General features: G+C 70.1%; 20 protein-coding genes and 1 riboswitch. Of the genes, 10 read left to right on the top strand and 10 right to left on the bottom strand.

The window, feature by feature from the left end; translation table 11 throughout:
* Positions 1-40: 40 nt before the first annotated feature.
* Complete coding sequence (locus tag ACLIME_RS01375; protein ID WP_411558036.1) at positions 41-853, bottom strand: DeoR/GlpR family DNA-binding transcription regulator; 813 nt, start codon at positions 851-853, stop codon at positions 41-43.
* Between the two features lie 83 nt (positions 854-936).
* Here ACLIME_RS01375 and galT point away from each other — a divergent pair, with 83 nt between their 5' ends.
* The 3 genes from galT to ACLIME_RS01360 all read left to right on the top strand — a co-directional run bounded on the left by galT (position 937) and on the right by ACLIME_RS01360 (position 4,296).
* Positions 937-2,088, top strand: coding sequence for a galactose-1-phosphate uridylyltransferase (gene galT / locus ACLIME_RS01370; RefSeq protein ID WP_411558035.1), 1,152 nt, complete (start codon positions 937-939; stop codon positions 2,086-2,088).
* Complete coding sequence (galK, locus tag ACLIME_RS01365; protein WP_411558034.1) at positions 2,085-3,245, top strand: galactokinase; 1,161 nt, start codon at positions 2,085-2,087, stop codon at positions 3,243-3,245. The genes galT and galK overlap by 4 nt, the downstream gene beginning before the upstream one ends.
* 133 nt (positions 3,246-3,378) lie before the next feature.
* Positions 3,379-4,296: a hypothetical protein gene (locus ACLIME_RS01360; RefSeq protein ID WP_411558033.1), complete on the top strand. Its 918-nt coding sequence runs from the start codon at positions 3,379-3,381 to the stop codon at positions 4,294-4,296.
* Positions 4,297-4,322: 26 nt separating this feature from the next.
* Here the strand turns inward: ACLIME_RS01360 and ACLIME_RS01355 are convergent, their stop codons facing one another.
* Positions 4,323-5,195: a bifunctional methylenetetrahydrofolate dehydrogenase/methenyltetrahydrofolate cyclohydrolase gene (locus ACLIME_RS01355; RefSeq protein ID WP_071259424.1), complete on the bottom strand. Its 873-nt coding sequence runs from the start codon at positions 5,193-5,195 to the stop codon at positions 4,323-4,325.
* An 11-nt stretch (positions 5,196-5,206) separates the two neighbouring features.
* Positions 5,207-6,478 carry a serine hydroxymethyltransferase gene (glyA, locus tag ACLIME_RS01350; RefSeq protein WP_192004707.1) on the bottom strand — a complete coding sequence of 424 codons (1,272 nt, stop codon included), beginning with the start codon at positions 6,476-6,478 and terminating at the stop codon, positions 5,207-5,209.
* Between the two features lie 42 nt (positions 6,479-6,520).
* Positions 6,521-6,639: riboswitch (ZMP/ZTP riboswitch) on the bottom strand.
* Positions 6,640-6,797: 158 nt separating this feature from the next.
* Here glyA and ACLIME_RS01345 point away from each other — a divergent pair.
* Together ACLIME_RS01345 and ACLIME_RS01340 are read left to right on the top strand one after the other, a co-directional pair.
* A complete protein-coding gene (locus tag ACLIME_RS01345) occupies positions 6,798-8,300 on the top strand; it encodes a family 20 glycosylhydrolase (RefSeq protein ID WP_411558032.1) in 1,503 nt (500 codons plus the stop codon).
* Positions 8,301-8,704: 404 nt separating this feature from the next.
* Positions 8,705-10,942, top strand: coding sequence for a sigma-70 family RNA polymerase sigma factor (locus ACLIME_RS01340; protein WP_411558031.1), 2,238 nt, complete (start codon positions 8,705-8,707; stop codon positions 10,940-10,942).
* A gap of 38 nt (positions 10,943-10,980) precedes the next feature.
* Here the strand turns inward: ACLIME_RS01340 and ACLIME_RS01335 are convergent, their stop codons facing one another.
* A complete protein-coding gene (locus tag ACLIME_RS01335) occupies positions 10,981-12,207 on the bottom strand; it encodes an MFS transporter (RefSeq protein WP_411558030.1) in 1,227 nt (408 codons plus the stop codon).
* 184 nt (positions 12,208-12,391) lie between these two features.
* On the opposite strand from ACLIME_RS01335, the gene ACLIME_RS01330 reads away from it, so the two are divergent.
* The 5 genes from ACLIME_RS01330 to ACLIME_RS01310 are packed head-to-tail and all read left to right on the top strand — an operon-like array spanning position 12,392 to position 16,614.
* Complete coding sequence (locus ACLIME_RS01330) at positions 12,392-12,784, top strand: MerR family transcriptional regulator (protein WP_411558029.1); 393 nt, start codon at positions 12,392-12,394, stop codon at positions 12,782-12,784.
* A gap of 27 nt (positions 12,785-12,811) precedes the next feature.
* Positions 12,812-13,708 (top strand): formyltetrahydrofolate deformylase, encoded by an 897-nt coding sequence (gene purU / locus ACLIME_RS01325; protein WP_411558028.1) that lies wholly within the window; start codon positions 12,812-12,814, stop codon positions 13,706-13,708.
* A 40-nt stretch (positions 13,709-13,748) separates the two neighbouring features.
* Positions 13,749-14,105, top strand: coding sequence for a YrdB family protein (locus ACLIME_RS01320; RefSeq protein ID WP_234993927.1), 357 nt, complete (start codon positions 13,749-13,751; stop codon positions 14,103-14,105).
* Positions 14,102-15,256 carry an N-acetylglucosamine-6-phosphate deacetylase gene (nagA, locus tag ACLIME_RS01315; RefSeq protein WP_411558027.1) on the top strand — a complete coding sequence of 385 codons (1,155 nt, stop codon included), beginning with the start codon at positions 14,102-14,104 and terminating at the stop codon, positions 15,254-15,256. Before ACLIME_RS01320 ends, nagA begins: the two co-directional genes overlap by 4 nt.
* Positions 15,257-15,258: 2 nt before the next feature.
* Positions 15,259-16,614, top strand: a complete 1,356-nt coding sequence (locus ACLIME_RS01310; protein WP_159880215.1) for an FAD-binding oxidoreductase — start codon at positions 15,259-15,261, stop codon at positions 16,612-16,614.
* 197 nt (positions 16,615-16,811) lie between these two features.
* Here the strand turns inward: ACLIME_RS01310 and ACLIME_RS01305 are convergent, their stop codons facing one another.
* From ACLIME_RS01305 to ACLIME_RS01280, 6 genes are all read right to left on the bottom strand, one after another.
* Positions 16,812-17,966: a mannitol-1-phosphate 5-dehydrogenase gene (locus ACLIME_RS01305; protein ID WP_411558026.1), complete on the bottom strand. Its 1,155-nt coding sequence runs from the start codon at positions 17,964-17,966 to the stop codon at positions 16,812-16,814.
* Positions 17,966-18,400, bottom strand: a complete 435-nt coding sequence (locus tag ACLIME_RS01300; RefSeq protein WP_064296632.1) for a PTS sugar transporter subunit IIA — start codon at positions 18,398-18,400, stop codon at positions 17,966-17,968. Before ACLIME_RS01300 ends, ACLIME_RS01305 begins: the two co-directional genes overlap by 1 nt.
* Positions 18,401-18,518: 118 nt before the next feature.
* Complete coding sequence (locus ACLIME_RS01295) at positions 18,519-20,105, bottom strand: PTS mannitol transporter subunit IICB (RefSeq protein ID WP_411558025.1); 1,587 nt, start codon at positions 20,103-20,105, stop codon at positions 18,519-18,521.
* Positions 20,102-21,781, bottom strand: a complete 1,680-nt coding sequence (gene ptsP, locus ACLIME_RS01290; RefSeq protein WP_411558024.1) for a phosphoenolpyruvate--protein phosphotransferase — start codon at positions 21,779-21,781, stop codon at positions 20,102-20,104. Before ptsP ends, ACLIME_RS01295 begins: the two co-directional genes overlap by 4 nt.
* Before the next feature lie 4 nt (positions 21,782-21,785).
* The gene (locus tag ACLIME_RS01285) at positions 21,786-22,061 is read right to left on the bottom strand and encodes an HPr family phosphocarrier protein (protein ID WP_064296634.1); all 276 of its coding nucleotides are present in this window, start codon (positions 22,059-22,061) and stop codon (positions 21,786-21,788) included.
* Positions 22,062-22,065: 4 nt separating this feature from the next.
* Positions 22,066-22,389: a PTS sugar transporter subunit IIB gene (locus tag ACLIME_RS01280; protein ID WP_411558023.1), complete on the bottom strand. Its 324-nt coding sequence runs from the start codon at positions 22,387-22,389 to the stop codon at positions 22,066-22,068.
* Positions 22,390-22,510 lie beyond the last annotated feature (121 nt).

The following is a 22,510-nucleotide window of genomic DNA, read 5'->3' as shown; positions in this document are numbered from 1 at the left end:
TGCCGGGACGCCGCGCGGGACGGCAGGACGCGGCGCGAGGTCAGTCGCCGAGTGGGACGAGCGTCACCGCAAGTCCCGCTTCTCGGAGGAGCGCGATGGTCTCGGGCGCGGCCCCGTCGTCGGTCAGGAGGGCGTCGAAGGCCTCCAGCCCGGCGATCCGGCCGAGCTGCCGCACCCCGAGCTTCGAGGCGTCGGCGACCACGACCACCCGCTCGGCGGCGCGAACCATCCTGGCCTTCACCTCGGCCTCGGGCAGGTTGACGTTGGTCACGCCATGGCCGGCGTCGACACCGTTGCACCCGATGAACGCGAGATCGGCATGGACCTGGCTGAGCAGCGACCCGGCGAGCGGATCGACGAGCGAATGCTGGAGTGGTCGAAGCGACCCACCCGTGACGATCACCGAGAACCTCGGGATCTCCGACTCGAGTTCGAGCGCGATGGTCAAGCCGTTCGTGACGACCACCACGTCGGCGAGGTCGCGGCGAGCCTTGAGCGCGCGGGCGAGGGCGAGGCCGGTGCTGCCGACGTCGACGATCACGCTCTGACCGGAGCGCACCATCGCGGCCGCGGCCTCACCGATCCGCTGCTTCGCGTGCGCCGAGGTCGCGGTCGCGAGTTCGATCGGCGACTCCACGGCGCCGCGTCCCTGCACGGGCATCGCACCTCCGTGCACGCGGACGGCGTCGCCCTGGTCGACGAGGGTGTCGAGGTCCGTCCGGGCGGTCACCCGGGAGACGCCGAAGTCGTCGGAGATGTCGGCCACGCGCACGAAGCCGCGCTCATCGAGGAGCTCGCGGATGCGGTCGCGTCGCAGCGGGGCGGGCAACAGCATCGGCTCGTCGTCGGACATGCTTGAATCTTCGCTGACTTGCCTATACTTTTCAAGGCGAAACGTTGTACGTTTCCTTTCGACAACCCGTTCTGAGGATCCCCATGCCCCCACTCGACGACACTTTCGTCATCGACCCGGCGATCGCGAGCTCGACCCAGCGCCTCGCCGACGGTCGCGAACTCATCTACTTCGATGACGTCGACTCGACGTTGCCCGCGGAGCGACTGCCCGACGCACGCGAACTCGCCCCACGACCGCCGACCGCGTCCATGCGCCAGGACCCGCTGACGGGTGAGTGGATCTCGATCGCCGCCGCACGCCAGAACCGGGTGATGCTGCCCCCGGCGAACCTCGACCCGCTCGCACCCGCGAGTCCCTCGAACCCCTCCGAGATCCCCGACCAGTACGACGTCGCGGTCTTCGAGAACAAGTCGCCGTCCTTCGGGCCGCTCCTGGAAGACGAGAACGCACCGGTCGATCTCGCCGACCTCGAGACGATCGGGATCGGCCGGACGCGCACTTCGGTCGGCCGCTGCGAGGTCGTGAGCTTCAGCCCGTCGAGCACCGGCTCCTTCGGTTCGCTGTCCCGCACCCGGGCGCGTACGGTGATCGAGGCGTGGGCCCGCCGGACGCACGCGCTGTCGCAGATCGACTCGATCCAGCAGGTGTTCCCCTTCGAGAACCGCGGGGAGCAGATCGGCGTCACGCTCCACCACCCGCACGGACAGATCTACTCCTACCCCTACGTGACCCCGCGCACGCAGCGGCTCATCGCCGCGAACGAGGCCTACGGTCCCGGGCTCTTCGCCGACATCCTCGCCGCGGAGCAGGCGGACGAGCGCGTCGTCCTCGCCGGCGAGCACTGGACGGCGTTCGTCCCGTTCGCGGCGCGCTGGCCAATCGAGGTGCACCTGCTCCCCCACCGCCACGTGCCCGACTTCGCCGCGACCTCGCTCGAGGAACGGGACGAACTCGCCCTCCTCTACCTGCGGCTGCTGCGCGGCGTCGACGCCCTGTACGACACCCCGACCCCGTACATCGCCGCCTGGCACCAGGCCCCGACCCGAGTCCACCGCGACGAGCTCCGACTCCACCTGCAGCTCACCTCCCCGCGTCGTGGAGCCGATCGACTGAAGTACCTGGCCGGCTCCGAGGCCGCCATGGGCGCCTGGATCGGCGACGTCCCACCGGAGACCACCGCCACCGCCCTGCGCGCCGCGATCGCCGCAGCCGACGAGGAGAACCCCGTATGACCGACCTGCAGCGCACCGCCACGAGCGGATTCGAGAACGCCTTCGGCAGCGAGCCGCACGGCCTCTGGACCGCGCCGGGCCGCGTGAACATCATCGGCGAGCACACCGACTACAACGACGGCTTCGTGTTCCCGATGGCGATCGACCGCCGCACCGTCGCAGCCGTCCGGCGTCGCGACGACGACCGCATCCGCGTGTCGAGCAGCTTCTCACCCGAGATCGTCGAGGTCTCAGTGCGCGCGCTCGATCCCGACGCCTTGCACGGCTGGTCCGCCTACCCGCTCGGCGTCGCGTGGGCGCTCGGCCAGTTCGGGGCACCCTTGCAGGAGGTGCCCGGGGTCGACATCTACATCCACTCCGACGTCCCGGTCGGGGCAGGCCTCTCCTCCTCAGCGGCCATCGAAGCCTCGGTCGCCGTCGCACTCACCGAGATCTGGCACCTCGACCACGACCGCCGGACGCTCGCGAAGATCTGCCAGCTCGCCGAGAACCGAGCGGTCGGTGCGCCGACCGGCATCATGGACCAGTCGGCGTCGCTCCTCGGCCAACGTGACTGCGGCGTCTTCCTCGACTGCCGCTCGCTCGAGACCGACGTCATCCCGCTCGGCTTCGAGGAGCACGACCTCGAGCTGCTCGTCATCGACACGCGCGTCGAGCACGCCCACGTCTCCGGCGGGTACGCCGCACGTCGGGCGTCCTGCGAGGCGGGTGCCGCAGCGCTCGGCGCCGACTCGCTCCGCGACGTCACGGTCGGCGACCTCGAGCGCGCTCGTGAGCTGCTCGACGACGAGACCTTCCGCCGCGTCCGTCACGTCGTGACGGAGAACCAGCGTGTCCTCGACACCGTCCGGACCCTGCGCGAGCACGGGCCGACGTCGATCGGCGAGCTGCTCGTGGCCTCCCACGCGTCGATGCGGGACGATTTCGAGATCTCGGTTCCGGAACTCGACCTGGCCGTCGAGACGTCGATGGCCGCGGGTGCGATCGGTTCGCGCATGACCGGTGGTGGCTTCGGGGGTGCGGCGATCGCCCTGGTCCCCGTCGCCCTGGCATCGTCCGTGGCCGAGGCGGTCACGGCGGCCTTCGCCGAGGCGTCCTTCACCGCCCCGACCATCTTCCCCGTCCGCCCGGCCGCCGGCGCCACCCGAGAATCCTGACCTTCCCCTCCCCTGCCCGCGAACTGTCACTTCCGGCTAGTCCCGGCCGCTCGGACTAGCGTCGAGTGACAGTTCGCGGGCAGGGTGTGGAGAACTTCCGACGCCGAAGCGCCGCAGTCGGCACCGTGGTGGGATGGTCCGCCGACGTCCCCTCCCCCTCGAACTCAGCAAGCAGCCGTTCTCCATGGCCGACGCCGACGAACTCGGCGTGCCTCGATCGCGGCTACGAGCGGGCGACCTCGCCACGCCGCACCGAGGCGTCCGGGCACCGCTCGACCAGCCCACGGACATCGCCGGACGCTGTCACGCCTATGCCCCGCTCCTGCACGACGGGCAGTTCTTCAGCCACGTGAGCGCGGCGGCCCTGCACGGCCTCCCCGTGCCCACCTGGGAACACGAGGCACCACTCGATGTCGCCTCCATCGCGCCGGCACGCGCGCCTCGAGGAGCGGGCGTGCGCGGGCATCAACTCGACGGGGACCACTGGGAGGTCGTCGCCGTCGAAGGACTGCCGGTACTGACCGCCGTCGACGCCTGGTGTCAGCTCGGAACCCGGCTCCCCTTGGACGACCTGGTGATCGCCGGCGACGTGCTGCTCCGCCGCAAGCGACCACTGGCCTCGGAGCAGCAGATCGTCCGCGGGCTGGCACGGATGAACGGCCGTCGCGGCGCGAAACGGCTGCGGCTCGCGTTCTCGATGATGCGGCCTCGGACGGATTCGCCGATGGAGACCGCCTTGCGCTTGCTGATCGTCCGCGCGGGCCTTCCGGAACCGCTCGTCAACGAGGTCATCTCAGACGCCCACGGACGGTTTCTGGCCTTGGGCGACCTGGTGTATCCCGAACAGCGGGTCCTCGTCGAATACGACGGCGGCACCCACTTCACGGATGAACGGCAGATCTTCCACGACATCGATCGCCTCGACCGAGTCATGGCAGCGGGCTGGCGGGTCATCCGGGTGAACCGCTCACACCTGACGGACCCGTCGCCCATCCTCACCGCCCTGGCTCGCGAACTGTCACTTCCGGCTAGTGCCGGCCGCTCGGACTAGCGTCGAGTGACAGTTCGCGGGCTGGGTTAGGGGGTGGCCATGCGGACGACGTTGGCGAGGAGACCGACGCGGGTCATGGGGCCGACACCACCGGGGTTCGGACTGATCCACGAGGCGACCTCGGCCACGTCAGGGGCGACGTCGCCGACGACCCGGGACTTGCCGGTCTCGGGGTCGGTCTCGCGGCTCACACCGACGTCGAGGACGATGACGCCCGGCTTCACGGCATCGCGCGTGACGATCCCGGGGACGCCTGCCGCGGCGACGATCACGTCGGCGGTGCGGAGGATGTCGTCGAGTCCGACCGTCCCGGTGTGCGTCAGCGTGACCGTCGCGTTGTATTCGCGACGGGTGAGCAGCGGGCCGATCGCGCGACCGACGGTGACCCCGCGGCCCACGACGACGACGTGCTTGCCCGCCCAGCTGATCCCGTGACGTTCCACCAGCTCGATGACGCCCTTCGGCGTGCACGGCAGCGGCGTGTGGATCGGACGGTTCACGTTGAGCACGAGACGACCGAGGTTGGTCGGGTGGAGCCCGTCGGCGTCCTTCTCGGGATCGATGCGCTCGAGGATCGCGTCGGTGTCGATGTGCTTCGGCAGCGGCAGCTGCACGATGTAGCCGGTGCAGCTCTCGTCGGCGTTGAGCTCGTCGAGGACGGCCTCGAGCTCCTCCTGCGAGACCGTCTCGGGCAGGTCGCGTCGGATCGACTCCATGCCGACCTCGGCACAGTCGCGGTGCTTCCCGGCGACGTACCACTGCGAACCCGGGTCGGACCCGACGAGGACGGTGCCCAGCCCGACCGAGATGCCGCGCTCCTTGAGCGCGGCCACCTCGATCGCGAGTTCGGACTTGATGGCGGCGGCCGTGGCCTTACCGTCGAGGATCTGTGCGGTCATGCGCCCGCGTCCTACTGCTGGAGGCCGGGGTAGAGCGGGAAGCGCTCGGCGAGCGCCGTGACGCGCTCTCGGAGGGCTCCGGCCTCGGCACCGTTGCGCAGCGCGAGAGCGATGATGTCGGCGACCTCGGCGAACTCGGTGTCGCCGAAGCCACGCGTCGCGAGTGCCGGCGTACCGATCCGCAGACCGGAGGTGACCATCGGCGGGCGCGGGTCGAACGGCACCGAGTTGCGGTTGACCGTGATGCCGACCTCGTGGAGGAGGTCTTCGGCCTGCTGGCCGTCGAGCTCGGAGGTGCGGAGGTCGGCGAGCACGAGGTGCACGTCGGTGCCGCCGGTGAGGACGTCGATGCCGGCGGCCTTCGACGCCTCGGAGGTGAGCGCCTCGGCGAGGAGCTTGGCACCGCGGAGCGTGCGCTCCTGGCGGTCCTTGAACTCCGCCGTGGCTGCGAGCTTGAACGCCGTCGCCTTGGCTGCGATGACGTGCATGAGCGGCCCGCCCTGCTGGCCGGGGAACACGTTCGAGTTGAGCTTCTTGGCGAGTTCCATGTCGCGGCTCACGATGAAGCCGGAGCGCGGGCCGCCGATCGTCTTGTGCACGGTGGAGGACACGACGTCGGCGAACGGCACGGGCGACGGGTGGACACCTGCGGCGACCAGGCCGGCGAAGTGCGCCATGTCGACCCAGAGCTTCGCGCCGACCTCGTCGGCGATCGCGCGGAACGCGGCGAAGTCGAGCTGGCGCGGGTAGGCGGACCAACCGGCGATGATGACCTGCGGCTTGTGCTCGAGCGCCTTGTCGCGGACGACGTCCATGTCGACGAGGAAGGTCTCGGGGTCGACGCCGTAGGAGACGGCGTTGTAGAGCTTGCCGGAGAAGTTGAGCTTCATGCCGTGGGTGAGGTGACCACCGTGGGCGAGCTCGAGACCGAGGATGGTGTCGCCGGGGGTGGCGATCGCCGAGAGGACCGCGGCGTTGGCCGTGGCGCCCGAGTGCGGCTGGACGTTCGCGTACTCGGCACCGAAGAGGCTCTTGGCCCGCTCGATCGCGAGGGACTCGGCGATGTCGACGAACTCGCAGCCGCCGTAGTAGCGACGACCCGGGTAGCCCTCGGCGTACTTGTTGGTGAGGACACTGCCCTGCGACTGCAGGACGGAGACGGGCACGAAGTTCTCGCTCGCGATCATCTCGAGGGTGTTGCGCTGGCGACCGAGCTCCTGCTCGAGGACCGCTGCGATCTCGGGATCGACCTCGGAGAGTGGCGCGTTGAAGGTGTCGGACAAGACTGGCTCCCTTTTGTGACAGAACGGATGTCGGTGATGTGCCGTTTCGGCCCAGGCGTGCGGCCGAATCCGCCCTTGTCTTCAAGGTGCAGGGTCGCTCCCCGATGGTGAACCATCTGAGGCGGAGCGGAACTCCGTCTATACGCCAGTTGCGACTGCTAGCAGCATAGCAACGGGACGCCTGACGCGCACCGTCCTGTGGAGAGGTCGGGCAGCGGTGGGGGCCGGTGTGTCAGGATGGCCCGACGCTTGTTCACCCTCCGAACAAACCCGTTCCAGCCCCCACGATCCCGCGTCGCCGACGCCGAAGGAACCGCGCATGAGCCTGCTGCCCCGCCCCGTCTCGCAGACCACGGACACCTCCGCTCCCCCGTTCCGGTTGACGACGGAGTCGGTGATCCGTACCGACCCGTCGGTGGCGACCTCGGCTCGGATCCTCGCCGACGCCCTGCGCACCTCGACGGGGTTCGCCCTCCCGGTCGAGACCACCGGCATGGAGCAGACCGTGGACTCCGCGGGCACGGACATCACGCTGTCGATCGACCCCCGCCTGTCGACGACGACCGGGGCCTACCGATTGACCGCCGCGGCCTCCGGCGTCGAGATCGTCGGCAGGGACGCCGACGGGGTCCACCACGGCACGCAGACGTTCAGGCAGCTCCTCCCGCCGACCAACTGGGCACCGACGGCCGTCGCACAGGACTGGATCGTCTCCGCGACCGTCATCGACGACGCTCCGCGCTTCGCCTACCGCGGAGCGATGCTCGACGTCGCGAGGCACTTCTTCACGGTCACACAGGTGCAGCGGTTCATCGACCAGATCGCCGCACTCAAGCTCAACCACCTGCATCTGCATCTCACCGACGACCAGGGGTGGCGCCTCGAGATCGTCGGGTGGCCGGAGCTCACCGGGATCGGTGCGGCGACCGCGGTCGGTGGTGGCACGGGCGGCTCGTACAGCGCCGACGACTACCGGGCGATCATCGAGTACGCCGCCGATCGCCGCGTCACGATCGTCCCCGAGATCGACGTCCCCGGACACACGAACGCGGTCCTCGCGGCGTATCCGGAGCTCAACCCGGACGGCGTCGCCCGCGAGCCCTACACCGGCACCGAGGTCGGCTTCTCGAGCCTCGACATCCATGCCGAATCCACCTACACGTTCCTCGAGGACGTGTTCACCCAGCTCGCCACGATGACCCCGGGCCCCTATCTCCACCTGGGCGGCGATGAAGCGCTCGCCACCACTGAGGCGGACTTCCTCTACTTCGCCCGTCGGGTGTCCGAGTTGGTCGCCGCGACCGGGAAGACCGCCATCGCCTGGCACGAGTTCGGCGCGTCACGCGACCTCGCCCCCGGCACCATCGGCCAGTACTGGAACTATGTCTCCCCCGAGGACGGTCACGCCGACAAGCTGCGCTCGTTCGTGGATCAGGGCGGGCAGGTCATCATGTCTCCGGCGGACTCCGCCTACCTCGACATGCAGTACCCCGACGTCGCGACGGCCGGCCTCACGTGGGCGGACGGGCCCACGAGTGTCGAACGCTCCGCCGTCTGGGAGCCGACCGAGATCGTCGAAGGCGTCGGTGAGCCGGACATCCTCGGCGTCGAGGCCCCGCTCTGGACGGAGACCGTGGCCGACGTGCAGACACTCGAGTTCCTCGTCTTCCCCCGGGTCGCGTCCATCGCGGAGATCGGATGGTCGGAGCGACGCGCGCCGGACTGGAGCGACTTCCGGGTCCGGCTTGCCGAGCTTGCCCAGGGCTGGTCGGCCGCGGGGATCGCCTTCCACCGCTCCCCCGAGGTCAGCTGGCTCGACTGATCCGAGCGACGGTCGGAAAGGCGGCCGGGAGTGATGCTCGCCCCCGAGCACCACTCCCGGCCTGTCGACGGGTACGCACGAAGGCGCCCCCTCCCGTCGAGATCTGCAACGTTTCGGGTCCGTTGCCCGATGCACACCGGCCGTGGCGCGCATCGTGGCCGTCCGAGGACGACCCAGCCGGGTCCCCGTCGCCGGGAATCCTGCTGTTCATCCTGAGAGAGTGCCTCCCGAGCAGGTCATGACGCGGTTTCCCAGAACAATCGAAACGGATCTTCCTCGGCGCCAGCGGTTGTCCGCGAGACACCTCGTGCCAAGATGAGGAATCGGCGTCATGATCCCGCTTCACCCGACTCTCTTGAGCGGGCACGGTGCCCGGTAGTGCGCAGCTCGCAGACGGAGGCATCATGAGCCTGGACACATCCCCGGCTTCATCGCTCGCCGAGCGATCGGATGCCGAGCTCATCGAGCACACCCGCACGGGCTCGCAGGACGCCTACGCGGAGCTGTGGCGACGACACTCGAACGCCGGTCGGACCGTCGCTCGGTCCGTCACCTCGAGCCTCGATCCCGACGACCTCGTCTCGGAGTCCTTCGCCCGCATCTATCAAGCGGTCCGCCGCGGGAAGGGACCCACCGGCGCCTTCCGCCCGTACCTGTTCACCACCATCCGGAACACGGCGGCCGCATGGGGCCGGTCGCGTCGGGAGACCTCGCTCGACACCCTGGACTCCTTCGAGGACCCGGACACGAACGAGGCGTCCTCGATCGAGGCCCTCGACCGCAGCCTGAGTGCCCGAGCGTTCCGAAGCCTGCCGACCCGGTGGCAGGAGGTGCTCTGGTACACGGAGATCGAGGCGATGACGCCTGCGGAGGTCGCACCGCTCCTCGGGATGAAGGCCAACTCGGTGGCCGCCCTCGCCTACCGAGCACGCGAGGGTCTGCGCGAAGCGTGGATCCAGGCGCACCTGCAGGCCGTCGACGACGATTCGGAGCACGCCTTCACGATCAGCAGGCTCGGATCGTACGCGCGCGGGAACCTCTCCGCGCGGGACACGGCCAAGGTCGAGTCGCACCTGGACGCCTGTCAGCGGTGCACCATCGTGGCCGCTGAGGCGAAGGAGGTCGGCTCGCGCATGGCGCTCGTCCTCCTCCCCCTCGTCGCAGGCGCCGCCGGTGCGGCCGGCTACACCGCGTGGTTGCAGACGAACGGTGCGTCGACGACCGCGGTCGCCGCGATGCCGGCCGGCGTCACCGGCGGGGTCGCACTGACGGCGCACCTGAGCACCTCGGTGGCGACCTCCGGCGGAGCAGCGGCTTCCGGTGCAGCCGGTTCCAGTGGCGCCGCATCCGGTGTCGGCGTCGCGTCGGGTGCGGGCGTCGCGGGTGCTGCGACGGCAGGTCTCTCCGGTGGCATCATCGCCGCGATCGGCGTCGGCGTCGTCGCGGCGGTGACCGCCGCCGCGCTCGTCCTGGGTCCGGTGGTGTTCCCGCACGGAGCAGACTCGGCGACCTCCGTCTCCGCCGACGAGACCAGCGACCCCGTCGCCGCGCCGACACCGGGCGCGACTCCGACCACGGGTCCGACGACGTCGCCGTCCGCGCCGACGACCCCGACACCCTCGGGACCGGCGCCCACGCCCCGGCCGACGCCCGGCACGGGCCCAACGCCGCCTCCGGTCGCCGAGCCGCAGGTCCCGTCGCCGACGGCTCCGCCCGTCGCCCCTCCCGTCGATCCCGTCGACCCGGTGGACCCCGTGGATCCGACTGACCCCGAGGAGCTCCCGGCGCCGACGATGGCCGCCGACACCGGTGGCGGCTTCCTGTGGCCTGCCTTCAGCGGCACCGCAGCGGCCGGCGCCACCGTCGACATCCTCGACGGAGACGTGGTCGTCGCGTCGACAGTCGTGCCGGCCACCGCTCGGCGGGCGTCCGCGACAGCCCTTCCCGAGACCGGGACCTGGTCGACCGGCCCGGTCGACCTCGGCCGCACGGGCACCTTCGTCCTGACCGTCCGGCAGACCCTGGGCGACGAGGTATCCGTGTCCGCCGAACCGGCCACCATGTCGATCAGCGGGCCGGCCGTCACCGGGCTCCGGACGGTGCTGTCGGTGCAGTTCCTCGATCCGACCGGCCCGCTCGTGGTCGTCGGTGCTCCGAACGGCGCGGTCGGATACACGGTCGACGGTGGTGACGAGCAACGCGTCGCGCTCGACGCCGACGGTCGAGCGACGCTCACCGGCGCCGCCGTCGCCGTCGGGTTCCACGAGCTCAGCGTCTGGAGCGTCGACCCGTCCGCCCCATCGCGCGTGGGACCTGCGACCTCCGTCGAGTACCTCTCGCTGACCGGACTCCTGAGTACCGACGCCGCCGTCGATCCGGCGACGGCCCCGCTCCCGGAACCGGTTCTGGACACCGCACCGGAGGCGGTTCCCGCTCCGGTCCCGGCTCAGGACGTCGTCGACCCGATCGCGGACCAGACCCCGGTGGAAGCGGCTCCCCCGACGGAGCCGGACCTGCCGAGTACGATCGAGCCGGATCCGGCGACGGAGACGCCGGTGGAGACCGCGCCAGACGTCACCGCGCCGACCGATGGCGCAGACGCCTCACCGGCGCCGACGACGGACGAACCGGCTGTACCGTAAGCGGTCCGCTCAACGCGTCCGCAACGGGTCGTGCTCGATCAGACGGACTCGCGCCTGCGGGTGCGCAGCACGTCCGCCGCGAGGAGCGAGGTCGCGACCACGGCCAGGGACACGTACACCCACGGCAGCACGCCGAGACCGATCTCGGCGAGGAGCAACGCGCCGAGCGCTGAGCCGCCACCGATACCCGTGTTGAACGCCGTCGTGTAGAACGCGTTCGCGGTGTCGCGGATGCGGGGGCTCGCCGCGTGCAGGAGGCGCGTCTGCATGAGCGGCGGCAGCATGCCGAAGGCCGTCCCCCAGAGGAAGAACGCGACGAGTGCGCCCGGAAGCCACCCTGCCGAGAGGGCGAGGACGCTCACCATGGCCGCCGACACGGTCAGGGCGACGAACAGGCCCGTGGTCGCACGCCTCGCGAAGACGCTGCCGGTGAGGATGAGGCCGATCGCGCCCGCGACGCCGTAGACGAGGAGGAGGATGCTGAGCTGCCCTGCCGGGACGCCGACCTCGCCGATGAGGAACGGTGCGATGTAGGTGTAGAACGCGTAATGGCCCGCCATGATGACGCCGACCGCGATGCAGACGATCGCGACCGGGACGATGCTCGGATCACGGCCCGTCGCACCCGAGGCGGCCGCGTGAGACTCCTCCCGACCGACGGGCGGCAGCTTCCACCACACGACGAGGGCGCCGAGGAGCATGGCCGCGGCGAGGACGCCGAACGCGAGGCGCCAGCCCAGCGCGTGCCCGAGCGCGGTGCTGAGCGGGACGCCGAGGACGAAGGCGAGCGTGCCTCCCGCGATCGTCACGGACACGGCACGCGCGAGCTGCTCCTTCGGGACCAGGTGACCGGCGTACGCGCCGACGACCGCCCAGAAGACGCCATGGGCGAGCCCGCCGAGCACCCGGGTGGCGACGAGGAGCTCGTAGTTCGGGGCGAGCGCGCCGAGACCGGTGCTCACGCCGAGGACGACGATGACGGCCACGAGCAGCGCGTGTCGCGGGACACGCCTGGTGAGGTGGATGAGCACGGTGCTGGACAGCACCACCGTGAATGCGAACACGCTGACGAGGAGCCCGATCTGCGACTCGGTGACGCCGAGCGAGGTGCTCATCTCCGGGAGGAGGCCGGTCGGGATCATCTCGCCGGTGACGGAGAGGAAGGTGCCCGCCGCGAGCGCGATCAGGCCGACCCAGGGGAACGGCGGTGACGTCGGCTTGGAGGGTTCGGCGGCGCGCGCCGAGGAGGGCGAAGAGGAGGTCATCGGATTGCTCCAACGATGGCGTTCACTCGTCGGCTGACGTGGCGGACGAGTTCGTCTACGCGCTGATGTGCGCGCCCAGGGTCAACCGACATCCGGCGACCGCGGACGAGTCTACCCGAGGGCGGGAATGCGGAGGGCTCGATCCGACGTTGCAGCTGACGTGAAGGTGACAGAGAGGCCGCTCATGCGCATTGCAGAACTCGCTGAACGAACGGGTGTCCCGGCCACCCGGCTCCGCTCCTACGAGGAGGAGGGACTCCTGGCGCCCGTGCGCGCGTCGCAGGCGCCCGACGAGTACGAACCGTCCGCCATCGACCACGTCGTCACGGTCGACAACCTGTTCGACGCGGGGCTCACGACCCGCCTCGTGCGCGTGGTCCTCGATCTCGACGACGCACGCACCGCGCGTGCCGTGCCCGACTGCTCCCGCGCGACGGCCGAGTCGCTCCACGCGCAGATCGCCTCGATCGACGCCCGCATCGACTGCCTGCGGCAGAGCCGCGAGACGGTGCGGTCGTACCTGCGTCAGTCCTCGCACGCCGACCTCGTCGACGAGCGGTCCGTCCCTGCGGCTTGAGCAGTCGGGTCCCGGTAACCTGAGTCGGTGACGAACTCGACCGATCCCTCCGCTGTGCCCTCGACCACGCACGAGCGCTCCGTCCACTGGGTGCTCTCGATCATCTGCGAGGACCGGCCCGGCATCGTGCACGCCATCAGCGGTGCGATCGTCGAGGCCGCCGGCAACATCACCGAGAGCCAGCAGTTCTCGAGCGATGACACCGGACGGTTCTTCATGCGGCTCCAGGTCGAGGCGGCGGTCTCGCGCGAGCGGTTCGAGGCGGCCATCGCACCCGTCGTCGAGCGATACGCCCTCCAGTGGCGGCTCGACGTCGTCGGTCGTCCGCTCCGGACGCTCGTCCTGGCCTCGACGGCGGCGCACTGCGTCAACGACCTCCTCTTCCGCCAGCGGGCCGGCCAGCTCCCGGTCGAGATCCCCCTCGTGCTCAGCAACCACGGTTCGCTCCGCGATCTCGCCTCCTTCTACGGCGTGCCCTTCGAGGCGCTGCCCGTGACGGACGCCGCATCGAAGGCGGCGTTCGAGGCCAGGGTCGTCGAGGCCGTCGAGGAACACGACATCGAGCTCGTCGTCCTCGCCAGGTACATGCAGATCCTCTCCCCCGAGCTCTGCGAGCGCCTCGCCGGTCGCGCCATCAACATCCACCACTCCTTCCTGCCCGGTTTCAAGGGCGCGAACCCGTACAAGCAGGCGCACGCGCGCGGCGTCAAGCTCATCGGTGCGACGGCGCACTTCGTGACGAGCGACCTCGACGAGGGACCGATCATCGAGCAGAACGTCGTCCGCGTGGACCACTCCCGCTCCCCCTCGGAGCTCGTCGCCATCGGTCAGGACGAGGAGAGCCGCACCCTCACCCAGGCGGTGAAGTGGTTCGCCGAGGACCGCGTCCTCCTCGACGGTGCGCGGACGATCATCTTCCGCTGACCCGGAGCGGGCTCGCGGCCACGCGCCGTAGAATCGTGTGGTGTCTGAACGAACTCCCGCCGACGTGAAGATCGGCCCCAACGAGATCCTGCGGTTCTTCCTCGAACTCTTCGCCTTCTTCTCGCTCGGCTTCTGGGGCGTCGCGGTGTGGCCGTTCCCGCTGAACGTGGTCGTCGGGATCGCCGCCCCGGTCGTGGCGATCATCCTCTGGGCGCTGTTCCTCTCGCCGCGAGCCGTGATCCGCATCGACCTCTACGGCCAGGCGGTCGTCGAGCTCCTCATCTTCGCGGCGGCGGCGCTCGCCTGGTTGCACCTCGGGCAGCCGATCATCGCGACCGTCTTCGCCGTGGTCGCCGTCGCCAGTGGTGTCGTCCGCGGACGGAAGCAGCTCGCATGACCGAGCTCCTGATCCACTCCGCCACCAAGGTCGACGTCGACGGCCACCAGGACGCCTTCTGGCTGCACGCGGTCGACGGTCTCATCCGCTCCACCGGCACCGGCGACGACTGGCGGTCCATCCCCGTCGGCGACGACGCATCCGTCCACGACGCACACGGCGGCCATCTCACGCCGGGGTTCATCGACCTCCACGTCCACGGTGGTGGCGGATCGTCCTTCGACGACGGACGCGACGCCATCGGACGCGCACTCGCGGTGCACCGGGCACACGGGACCACGAGGACGCTCATCAGTCTCGTGTCGAACCCGGTCGACGCCCTCGTCGCGAGCCTCGAGGGGATCGCCGACCTCGTCGCGGAGGATCCCCTGGTCCTCGGAGCCCACCTCGAAGGTCCGTTCCTCTCACCGGCCAAGAAGGGCGCGCACGACCCCGGGGCGCTCATCGACCCGAGCCCGGCGGTCGTCGAACGCCTCATCGACGCGAGCCGCGGCACGCTGCGGCAGATCACGATCGCCCCTGAGCTGCCGAACGCCCTCGAGGCGATCCAGGTCCTCGTCGAGGCCGGCGTCATCGTCGCCGTGGGTCACACCGACGCCGACGAGGCACTGACAAAGACGGCGTTCGATCTCGGTGCCCGACTCGTCACCCACGTGTTCAACGCGATGAACGGGATCCACCACCGTGCGCCCGGACCGATCATCGCCTCCTTCGCCGACGAGCGGGTCACGGTCGAGCTCATCCTCGACGGCGAACACGTGCACCCCGACGTCGCCAAGCTCGCCTTCGAGCAGGCCCCGGGCCGCGTCGCACTCATCACCGACGCGATGGCCGCAGCCGGCTCTTCCGACGGCCGTTACCTCCTGGGCGCGCTCGAAGTCCAGGTGACGGACGGTCTGGCGCGGCTCGTGGAAGGCGACTCGATCGCCGGCTCCACGCTGACGCTCGACCGGGCGCTCCGACTCGCCGTCGCGAGCGGTGTGGCGGCGGACGCGGCGGTCGGTGCCCTCACGAGCACCCCGGCCCGTGTCCTCGGCCTCGCCGACCGCTTCGGTCGGCTGGCCCCGGGATACGCCGCGGACGCCGTCCTCCTCGACCACCAGTGGAACGTCCAGGCGGTCTGGGCCGACGGATCAGCCCTGCCGCGATGACGATGCAGACCGTCCTCGACGCCCTCCGTGACGCCCTCGGCGACGCGGTCTCGACGACGGACGCCGTCCTCGCGGACGCACGGTCCGACAAGTCGGGTCACGTGTCCGACGCCCCACCGATCGCCGTGGTCTCCGCGCGCTCCATCGAAGACGTCCAGACGGTCATGCGGATCGCCACCGCGACCGGGACGCCGGTCGTGACGCGCGGCGCCGGTACCGGACTGGCGGGCGGCGCGCTCGGCGGCGCGGGCGAGATCGTCCTGTCGACGCTCCAGATGCAGCGCGTCCTGGAGATCAACGAACCCGACCTCCTCGCGGTGGTCGAACCGGGCATCATCAACGGCGCCTTCAACGACCTCCTGCTCGCCCGTGGACTCTGGTTCGCGCCCGACCCGGCGAGCCGCGCGATCTCGACCGTGGGTGGGAACATCGCGACCGGTGCCGGCGGCCTGCTGTGCGCCAAGTACGGCGTGACGCGCGACGCCGTCCTCGCCCTCAAAGTGGTCCTGGCCGACGGACGACTCATCAGCGTCGGGCACCGGAGCGTGAAGGGGGTCACCGGCCTCGACCTCACGAGTCTCATGGTCGGCTCCGAGGGCGTCCTCGGCGTCATCGTCGAGGCGACCGTCCGCATCCGGCGCGTGACGCCGGGCACCGTCGCGACCATCGCCGGGTACTTCCCGAGCGTGGTCTCGGCAGCAGAGGCCACCGCCGCCGTCACCGCGTCCGGTGTCCAGCCGTCGATCATGGAACTGCTCGACCCCGTCGCGCTCGTCGCCGTGCACCGCTACCTGCAGCTGCCGACCCCGACCAGCGGCGAGGCGCACGTCGTGATCCAGACCGACGGCCCGAACGCCGAGGCGGAGGCCGCCGCGATCCTCGAGGTGCTCCACGCCGGCGGCGGGCGTGCCGAGATGTCCACCGACCACGCGACGGGTGAGCACCTGTTGGCCGTCCGCCGCGCCCTGCATCCGTCACTCGAGCAGTTCGGCACCCCGCTCATCGAGGACGTGTCGGTCCCCCGCAGTCAGTTGGCGGCGATGTTCACCGCGATCGGCGAGATCGAGCGCCGGTACGGCATCTCCATCCCCACGGTCGCGCACGCGGGCGACGGCAACCTCCACCCGAACTTCGTCTTCGAGGGAGTCGAGGTACCAGACCTAATCTGGCAGGCCGCCGACGACCTCTTCACCACCGCGCTGCGGCTCGGCGGCACCCTCACCGGCGAGCACGGCATCGGCCTGCTCAAGAAGCGCTGGCTCGGCGACGAGCTCGGCGAAGATCAGCTCGCGCTCCAGCACGGGATCAAGCGGCTCTTCGACCCGGAGAACCTCCTCAACCCGGGCAAGATGTTCTGAGACCCTTCGACAGGCTCCGGGACCGGAATGAGGGGCGCTCAAGGACCGGAATGAGGGGCGCTCAGGGACCGGAATGGGGCGCGCTCAGTGACCGACGACGGGCGGCCAGAGGATGGCTCAGGGACCGGAACCGGCTCCGGGAACGGCGACAGGCTCAGGGTCCGGACGGATCCGGTCCCTGAGCCTGTCAGAGGGTGTTACGCGAGCGATGCCTGTCGGGCGACGACCTGCGCGAGCACCGCGGGAGCCAGCGGGTGCTCGGGAGCGAGGCCGGTGACCTCCTCGACGAAGGTGCCCGGCGCGAGCTCGTGGAGCTTCGCCTGCAGGTGGACACTCTGCTCGTCGTCGGCGACGTCGAACTCGAGCGCGGCACCGATGGCCGAGACGAGGGCGTCGTGGGCCATGCCGCGCTCCGCCAGCTCTGCGGCGGGTCCGATGAACCGCTCGGTCCGGCTCAGCTTGCGCAGCGGCTGCCGACCGACGCGTTCCACGGTGTCGGGCAGGTGCACGTTCGCGAAGCGACGGAGGATCGTCTCGCGGTACTCGCGTTGCGCGTCGACGTCGAGCCCGTGCTTGACGACGAGCAGCGCGGAGGTCTCCTCCAGCACCGCACCGACGGCGACGGCGATGGACGGCTCGGCGAGTGCTTCGGCGATGGTCCCGATACCGGCGCGCGCACCGAAGTAGGCGACGGAGGCGTGGCCGGTGTTCACGGTGAAGAGCTTCCGCTCGATGTACGGCGCGAGCTCCTCGACGAAGTGGGCACCGGGGATCGACGGCAGCAAGCCGTTGAACGCCGGGGTCTCGATCGCCCACTCGTAGAAGGTCTCGACGGTCACGTCGATGCCCTGCCCGGCGGGCTGGCCCGGGACGATGCGGTCCACGGCCGTGTTCGCGAACACGGCCCGGGTCGACAGCGACGCCCAGGCCTCGTCGCCGACCGCCTGGCGCACCTCGGTGGCGAGGAGGTCGGTGGCGTTGATCGCGTTCTCGCAGGCCATGACGGCGAGCGGAGCGGCGTCGGCCGGACGGGCGGCGATCCCACGCGCGATGACCGGAGCGACGAAGCGCAGGATGGTCGGCCCGACGGCGGTGGTCACCACGTCGGCGGTGGCGATCTCCTGGACGAGGGCCTCCTCGTCGGTGGCGCTGTTGATCGCACGGAACCCGGTGACGACCGTGTCCTTCGCGCCGTCGCCCACCTCGTGCACCGTGTAGCTGTCGGCCGCGGCGATCGCATCGATGAGCTCGGCGTTGACGTCCGCGAAGACGACCTCGTAGCCACCCTCGTGGAGGAGCAGGCCGACGAAGCCGCGCCCGATGTTGCCGGCGCCGAAGTGGACGGCTCGCATCACTCGTTTACCTCGCTCAGGAGCGCGTAGAGCTCCTCAGGCGTCTCGGCTGCGAGCAGCTTGGCGACCTCGTCGTCCTCGGAGAAGATGATGGCGATCTTGGAGAGGATCTCCATGTGCCCGCCGTCCTTGCCGGCGATGCCGACGACGAAGCGGACCTCGTCGCCGTCCCAGTCGATGGGGGTCTCGTAGCGGGTGAACGACAGGGCGGAATCGCGGACCGCCTCCTTCGCGTCGTTCGTCCCGTGCGGGATGGCGAGGAGGTTGCCCATGTAGGTCGACACGGACTGCTCGCGGGCGAGCATGGCCTCGAAGTACTCGTCGGTCACGGCGCCGGCCGCTTCGAGGGCGTCGGCAGCGCGGCGGATGGCCTCCTCCTGCGTCACCGTCCCGGTGACGATGGTGATCCGATCCTGGGTCAGTACCTGCGACATGTCTTCCTCTGCATTCGTCGTGCGGGGCTCCGCCGGTGCGGTCCGGAGCCGGATGAAGGGCGGTGGATGGAGCCCCGGGGCGCACGCCCTTCGCGTGCGCCCCGGGATCGTTCCGTTGCTAGTGTGCTCCCTCTCCGCGGAGCAACTCCACCACTTCGTCGTACTTCGGAGAGTTCATGAAGTTGTCGACCGACATGTGCACGGCACTCGGGGTCTTCTCCTTCGCGCGCTCCGTCAGCTCGCGCTGGGTGATGACGAGGTCGACGTCGTCGGCGAGGTTCGCGATCGCCTTGTTGGTGACGGTGATCTCGTCGATGCCGGCCTTCTTGATCTTGTTGCGGAGCACCGAGGCGCCCATCGCACTCGAACCCATACCGGCGTCGCAGGCGAAGACGATGTTGCGGATCGGGCCGCGCTCGAGCGTCGTGACGACGCCCTCGTCGACGACGTCCGCACCGGCTGCGGCGCTTCCGGCGGAGAGGTTGCCGAGCACGCTCGACTTCTTGCCCTTGGCGGCTTCGGTCGCGGCGACGGCGGCCGAGAGGTCACCGGCGTTCTCGTTCTCGAGGTCGCGCTTCCGGCTGGCCCGCAGGATGATCGCGGAGATCCCGAACGAGACGGCTGCTGCGACGATGACCGACAGGATCACGCCGAAGTAGCTGTCGGGTGCGGTCTGGATGAGCACGGCGATGATGCTGCCGGGCGAGGCAGGGGCGCGGAGACCCGTGTTGAACGCGACGTTCGTCGCCACACCGGCCATGCCGCCACCGATCGCGGCCAGGACCAGCATCGGCTTCATGAGCACGTACGGGAAGTAGATCTCGTGGATGCCACCAAAGAACTGGATGATGACCGCGCCGGGGGCCGACGCCTTCGCGAGACCGATTCCGAAGAAGCAGAACGCGAGCAGGATGCCGAGGCCCGGGCCGGGGTTCGCCTCGAGGAGGAACAGGATCGACTTGCCGGTCTCTTCGGACTGCTGGACACCGAGCGGGGTCAGCACACCGTGGTTGATGGCGTTGTTGAGGAAGAGGATCTTGCCGGGCTCGATGAAGATGCTCGCGATCGGCAGGAGCGAGTTGTCGACGAGCCAGTCGACGATGCCCTCGAGGAAGCTGCTGAGCGCGGTGACGATCGGTGCGATACCGAAGAAGCCGCCAATGGCGAGGATGGCTCCGAGGATACCCGCGGAGAAGTTGTTGACCAGCATCTCGAAGCCGGCCTTGATCTTGCCGTCCCAGATCCGGTCCACCTGCTTCATGAGCCATGCGGCGAGCGGGCCCATGATCATCGCACCGATGAACATCGGGATCGCGCTGCCGACGATGACACCCATGGTCGCGATGGACGCGACGACGCCGCCACGCTCACCGTAGATCATGCGGCCACCGGTGTTCGCGATGAGCAGCGGGAGCAGGTACGTGATCATCGGGCCGACGAGGCCGACGTACTGCGGGAAGGTCGTGCCGTCGTCGGCCTGCGCGAGCGCCGTCGCGGCACCCTGCCAACCGATGAGGTCGGCGTTGCCGAAGCCGCCGAGGATCCCGTTCGGGAACCAGCCGGTCGCGATGAAGAAGGCGGTGATGAGGCCCCAGGCGATGAAGGCCGCGATGTTCGGCATGACCATGCCGGAGAGGAAGGTGCCGAATCGCTGAACGCCGACTCGTGCACCTCCCGGCTTCTTGGGAGTAGACGTCGTTGTCATGATGATGTTGCCTCTTTCATTTCGGGAGTCGTTGCAGCGGTGGCCGCTGCCCTGGCTTCGGCCGCACCGTCGGCGGCCAGTGCTGCTGCCGCGATGCGCCGGGCATCGTCGAGCGTGTACTGCTGGAGGGAGTGACGGACGTCGGCGAGCGCCGACGGTGACATGGACAGGGTGGTGGCGCCGAGTCCGACGAGGACGACGGCGAGGAGCGGGTCGGCGGCTGCTTCGCCGCAGATGCCGACCGGCTTGCCGTGGTGCTGGCCGGCTTCGCCGACGAGCTGCACGAGGCGGAGGACCGCCGGGTGCCACGGGTCCTGGAACGCGCCGACGGAACCGAGCAGGCGGTCCGCGGCGAGCGTGTACTGCGTGAGGTCGTTGGTGCCGATCGACGCGAATCCGGCGTGGGCGAGGACGCGGTCGGCGAGGAGCGCGCTCGACGGCACCTCCACCATGACGCCGGGCGTCTTCAGGCCGTACTCGGCGGCGATCGCCATGAAGTACTTCGTCTCCTCGACGGTCGACACCATCGGGGCCATGACCCACAGGTCGGCGTTCGTCGCCGCGTCGGCCTGGGCGAGCGCCGTGAGCTGCTCGCGCAGGATGTCCTCGCTCGCCCGCAACGCACGGAGGCCGCGGAGTCCGAGCGCCGGGTTGTCCTCGTGCGCATCGTTCAGGAACGCCAACGGCTTGTCGGCACCGGCGTCGAGGACGCGCACGACGACCTTCTGGCCGGGAAAGGCGTTCAGGAGCTTCTCGTAGTGCGCCCGCTGCTGCTCGACCGTCGGTGCGAGCGCCTGGTCGAGGAAGAGGAACTCGGTGCGGAAGAGGCCGACGCCCTCGGCGCCGAGCTCCGCGGCGGCGTCGGCGTGCTCGGCCGAGCCCAGGTTCGCGAGCAGCGGCACGGGGGTGCCGTCGGCCAGTGCACCGGGGACGACCGGTGCGTTCACGAGCGCGAGTCGGTCGGCGATGCGCTGCTCCGTGGCGGCGACGAGCTCGGGGGTCGGATCGACCGTGACCTCACCGGCTGCCGCGTCGACGACGAGGGTCGTGCCGTCGGTCAGTTCGGCTGCTCCGACGACGCCGACGATCGCGACGATCGACTTCTCGCGGGCGAGGATCGCCGTGTGCGAGGTCGGGCCGCCGTCGCTGGTGACGAGGCCGAGGACCAGGTCGAGGTCGAGCAGTGCGGTGTCGGCCGGCGCGAGGTCGCGGGCGACGAGGATGAACGGGTGGCCGGGCGAGGGGACGCCGGGGGCCGGCACGCCCATGAGGTCGGCGATGACCCGCTGCGACACGTCGTCGAGGTCGGCGGCGCGCTCCCCGAGGTAGCCGCCCATCGCGGCGAGCTGGTCGCGGAACGAGGCGAAGGCCGCGTGGACGGCCCACTCGGCGGTCTTGCCGTCCGCGAGCCGCGTGGCGATCTCCTCGGCGAGGGTCGGGTCCTCCGCCATCATCGCCTGGGCCTCGAGGACGTCACGAGCGGCACCACCGGCGGCGGCGCCTCGGGCCTCGAGCTCGCGGGCGACCGCGGCGAGGGAGGTGTTCGCGCGCTCGGTCTCGGTCGCGAGGTCGAGGGTGCTGGCGATGTCGGCGGGCGCGGGGAGCGGGTCGGCCATGCGGGCCACCGGGCCGACGGCGACGCCCTGGCCGATACCGATGCCCTGGAACGCGGTCATCGGACTACTGCTCGTCATGGTCGGTCACCAGGAGCTCGGAGAGCGTGTCGAGGGTGCCCTCGGCTGCGGCGCCCTCGCCGTCGACGGACAGGGTCACGTAGTCGCCGTGCTCGACGGCGAGCGCGATCACGCCGAGGATGCTCGCCGCGTTGACGGGCTTGCCGCTGCCCTTCGCGATCGTCACCGGGACCCCGGCGTCCTTCGCAGCCTGCGTGAACAGCTTCGCGGGCCTGGCATGCAGGCCGTGCGACGAGCCGATGCGGACGGTTCGAGTTGCCATGGGGTTACCTCCTGGTTGGTGATTGGATCGAGAGGACGAGTTCGAGGGCTCGCGCGCCACCCTCGACGCCGAAGACGTCGCCAGGGAGGACGGCGACCGCGGTGCCGGTGGGCTCGGCCGCTGCGCGCAGCGCGGCCTCGTGGTCGGCGAGGTGGGCACCGACGAGCAGGACGTCGACACCGTCGAGGGCGATCGTGCCGCCGAGGACCTGTGATTCGGCACCGGCCGCGACGGAGACGTCGATCGATCGGTCGGCTGCTGCGCGACGCAGGCGTTGGGCCGTGAACGTGCTCGACGCACCCGCGCCGCAAATCACCAGGATCTTCATCGAACCTTCTCCAGAACCGCCGATTGCCTACCAATCCATCATTCCGTCGCGCTCCTCGCGGCTCCACCAGAAGCTCTTCCGCCGGGGCGGAAAGGTCGTCGAACGCGCGGAAGCAGCCGGG

It is taken from the genome of Plantibacter sp. MPB07 (genome assembly GCF_046619465.1).
In the GTDB taxonomy this organism is placed as follows: domain Bacteria; phylum Actinomycetota; class Actinomycetes; order Actinomycetales; family Microbacteriaceae; genus Plantibacter; species Plantibacter auratus.
This window is presented reverse-complemented; position numbering and strand designations above follow the sequence as displayed.

Coding starts and splice junctions, on each gene's coding strand:
- ACLIME_RS01375 (WP_411558036.1), bottom strand. CDS start 853: ATGTCCGACGACGAGCCGATGCTGTTGCCCGCCCCGCTGCGACGCGAC.
- galT (WP_411558035.1), top strand. CDS start 937: ATGCCCCCACTCGACGACACTTTCGTCATCGACCCGGCGATCGCGAGC.
- galK (WP_411558034.1), top strand. CDS start 2,085: ATGACCGACCTGCAGCGCACCGCCACGAGCGGATTCGAGAACGCCTTC.
- ACLIME_RS01360 (WP_411558033.1), top strand. CDS start 3,379: ATGGTCCGCCGACGTCCCCTCCCCCTCGAACTCAGCAAGCAGCCGTTC.
- ACLIME_RS01355 (WP_071259424.1), bottom strand. CDS start 5,195: ATGACCGCACAGATCCTCGACGGTAAGGCCACGGCCGCCGCCATCAAG.
- ACLIME_RS01345 (WP_411558032.1), top strand. CDS start 6,798: ATGAGCCTGCTGCCCCGCCCCGTCTCGCAGACCACGGACACCTCCGCT.
- ACLIME_RS01340 (WP_411558031.1), top strand. CDS start 8,705: ATGAGCCTGGACACATCCCCGGCTTCATCGCTCGCCGAGCGATCGGAT.
- ACLIME_RS01335 (WP_411558030.1), bottom strand. CDS start 12,207: ATGACCTCCTCTTCGCCCTCCTCGGCGCGCGCCGCCGAACCCTCCAAG.
- ACLIME_RS01330 (WP_411558029.1), top strand. CDS start 12,392: ATGCGCATTGCAGAACTCGCTGAACGAACGGGTGTCCCGGCCACCCGG.
- nagA (WP_411558027.1), top strand. CDS start 14,102: ATGACCGAGCTCCTGATCCACTCCGCCACCAAGGTCGACGTCGACGGC.
- ACLIME_RS01310 (WP_159880215.1), top strand. CDS start 15,259: ATGCAGACCGTCCTCGACGCCCTCCGTGACGCCCTCGGCGACGCGGTC.
- ACLIME_RS01305 (WP_411558026.1), bottom strand. CDS start 17,966: ATGCGAGCCGTCCACTTCGGCGCCGGCAACATCGGGCGCGGCTTCGTC.
- ACLIME_RS01300 (WP_064296632.1), bottom strand. CDS start 18,400: ATGTCGCAGGTACTGACCCAGGATCGGATCACCATCGTCACCGGGACG.
- ACLIME_RS01295 (WP_411558025.1), bottom strand. CDS start 20,105: ATGACAACGACGTCTACTCCCAAGAAGCCGGGAGGTGCACGAGTCGGC.
- ptsP (WP_411558024.1), bottom strand. CDS start 21,781: ATGACCGCGTTCCAGGGCATCGGTATCGGCCAGGGCGTCGCCGTCGGC.
- ACLIME_RS01285 (WP_064296634.1), bottom strand. CDS start 22,061: ATGGCAACTCGAACCGTCCGCATCGGCTCGTCGCACGGCCTGCATGCC.
- ACLIME_RS01280 (WP_411558023.1), bottom strand. CDS start 22,389: ATGAAGATCCTGGTGATTTGCGGCGCGGGTGCGTCGAGCACGTTCACG.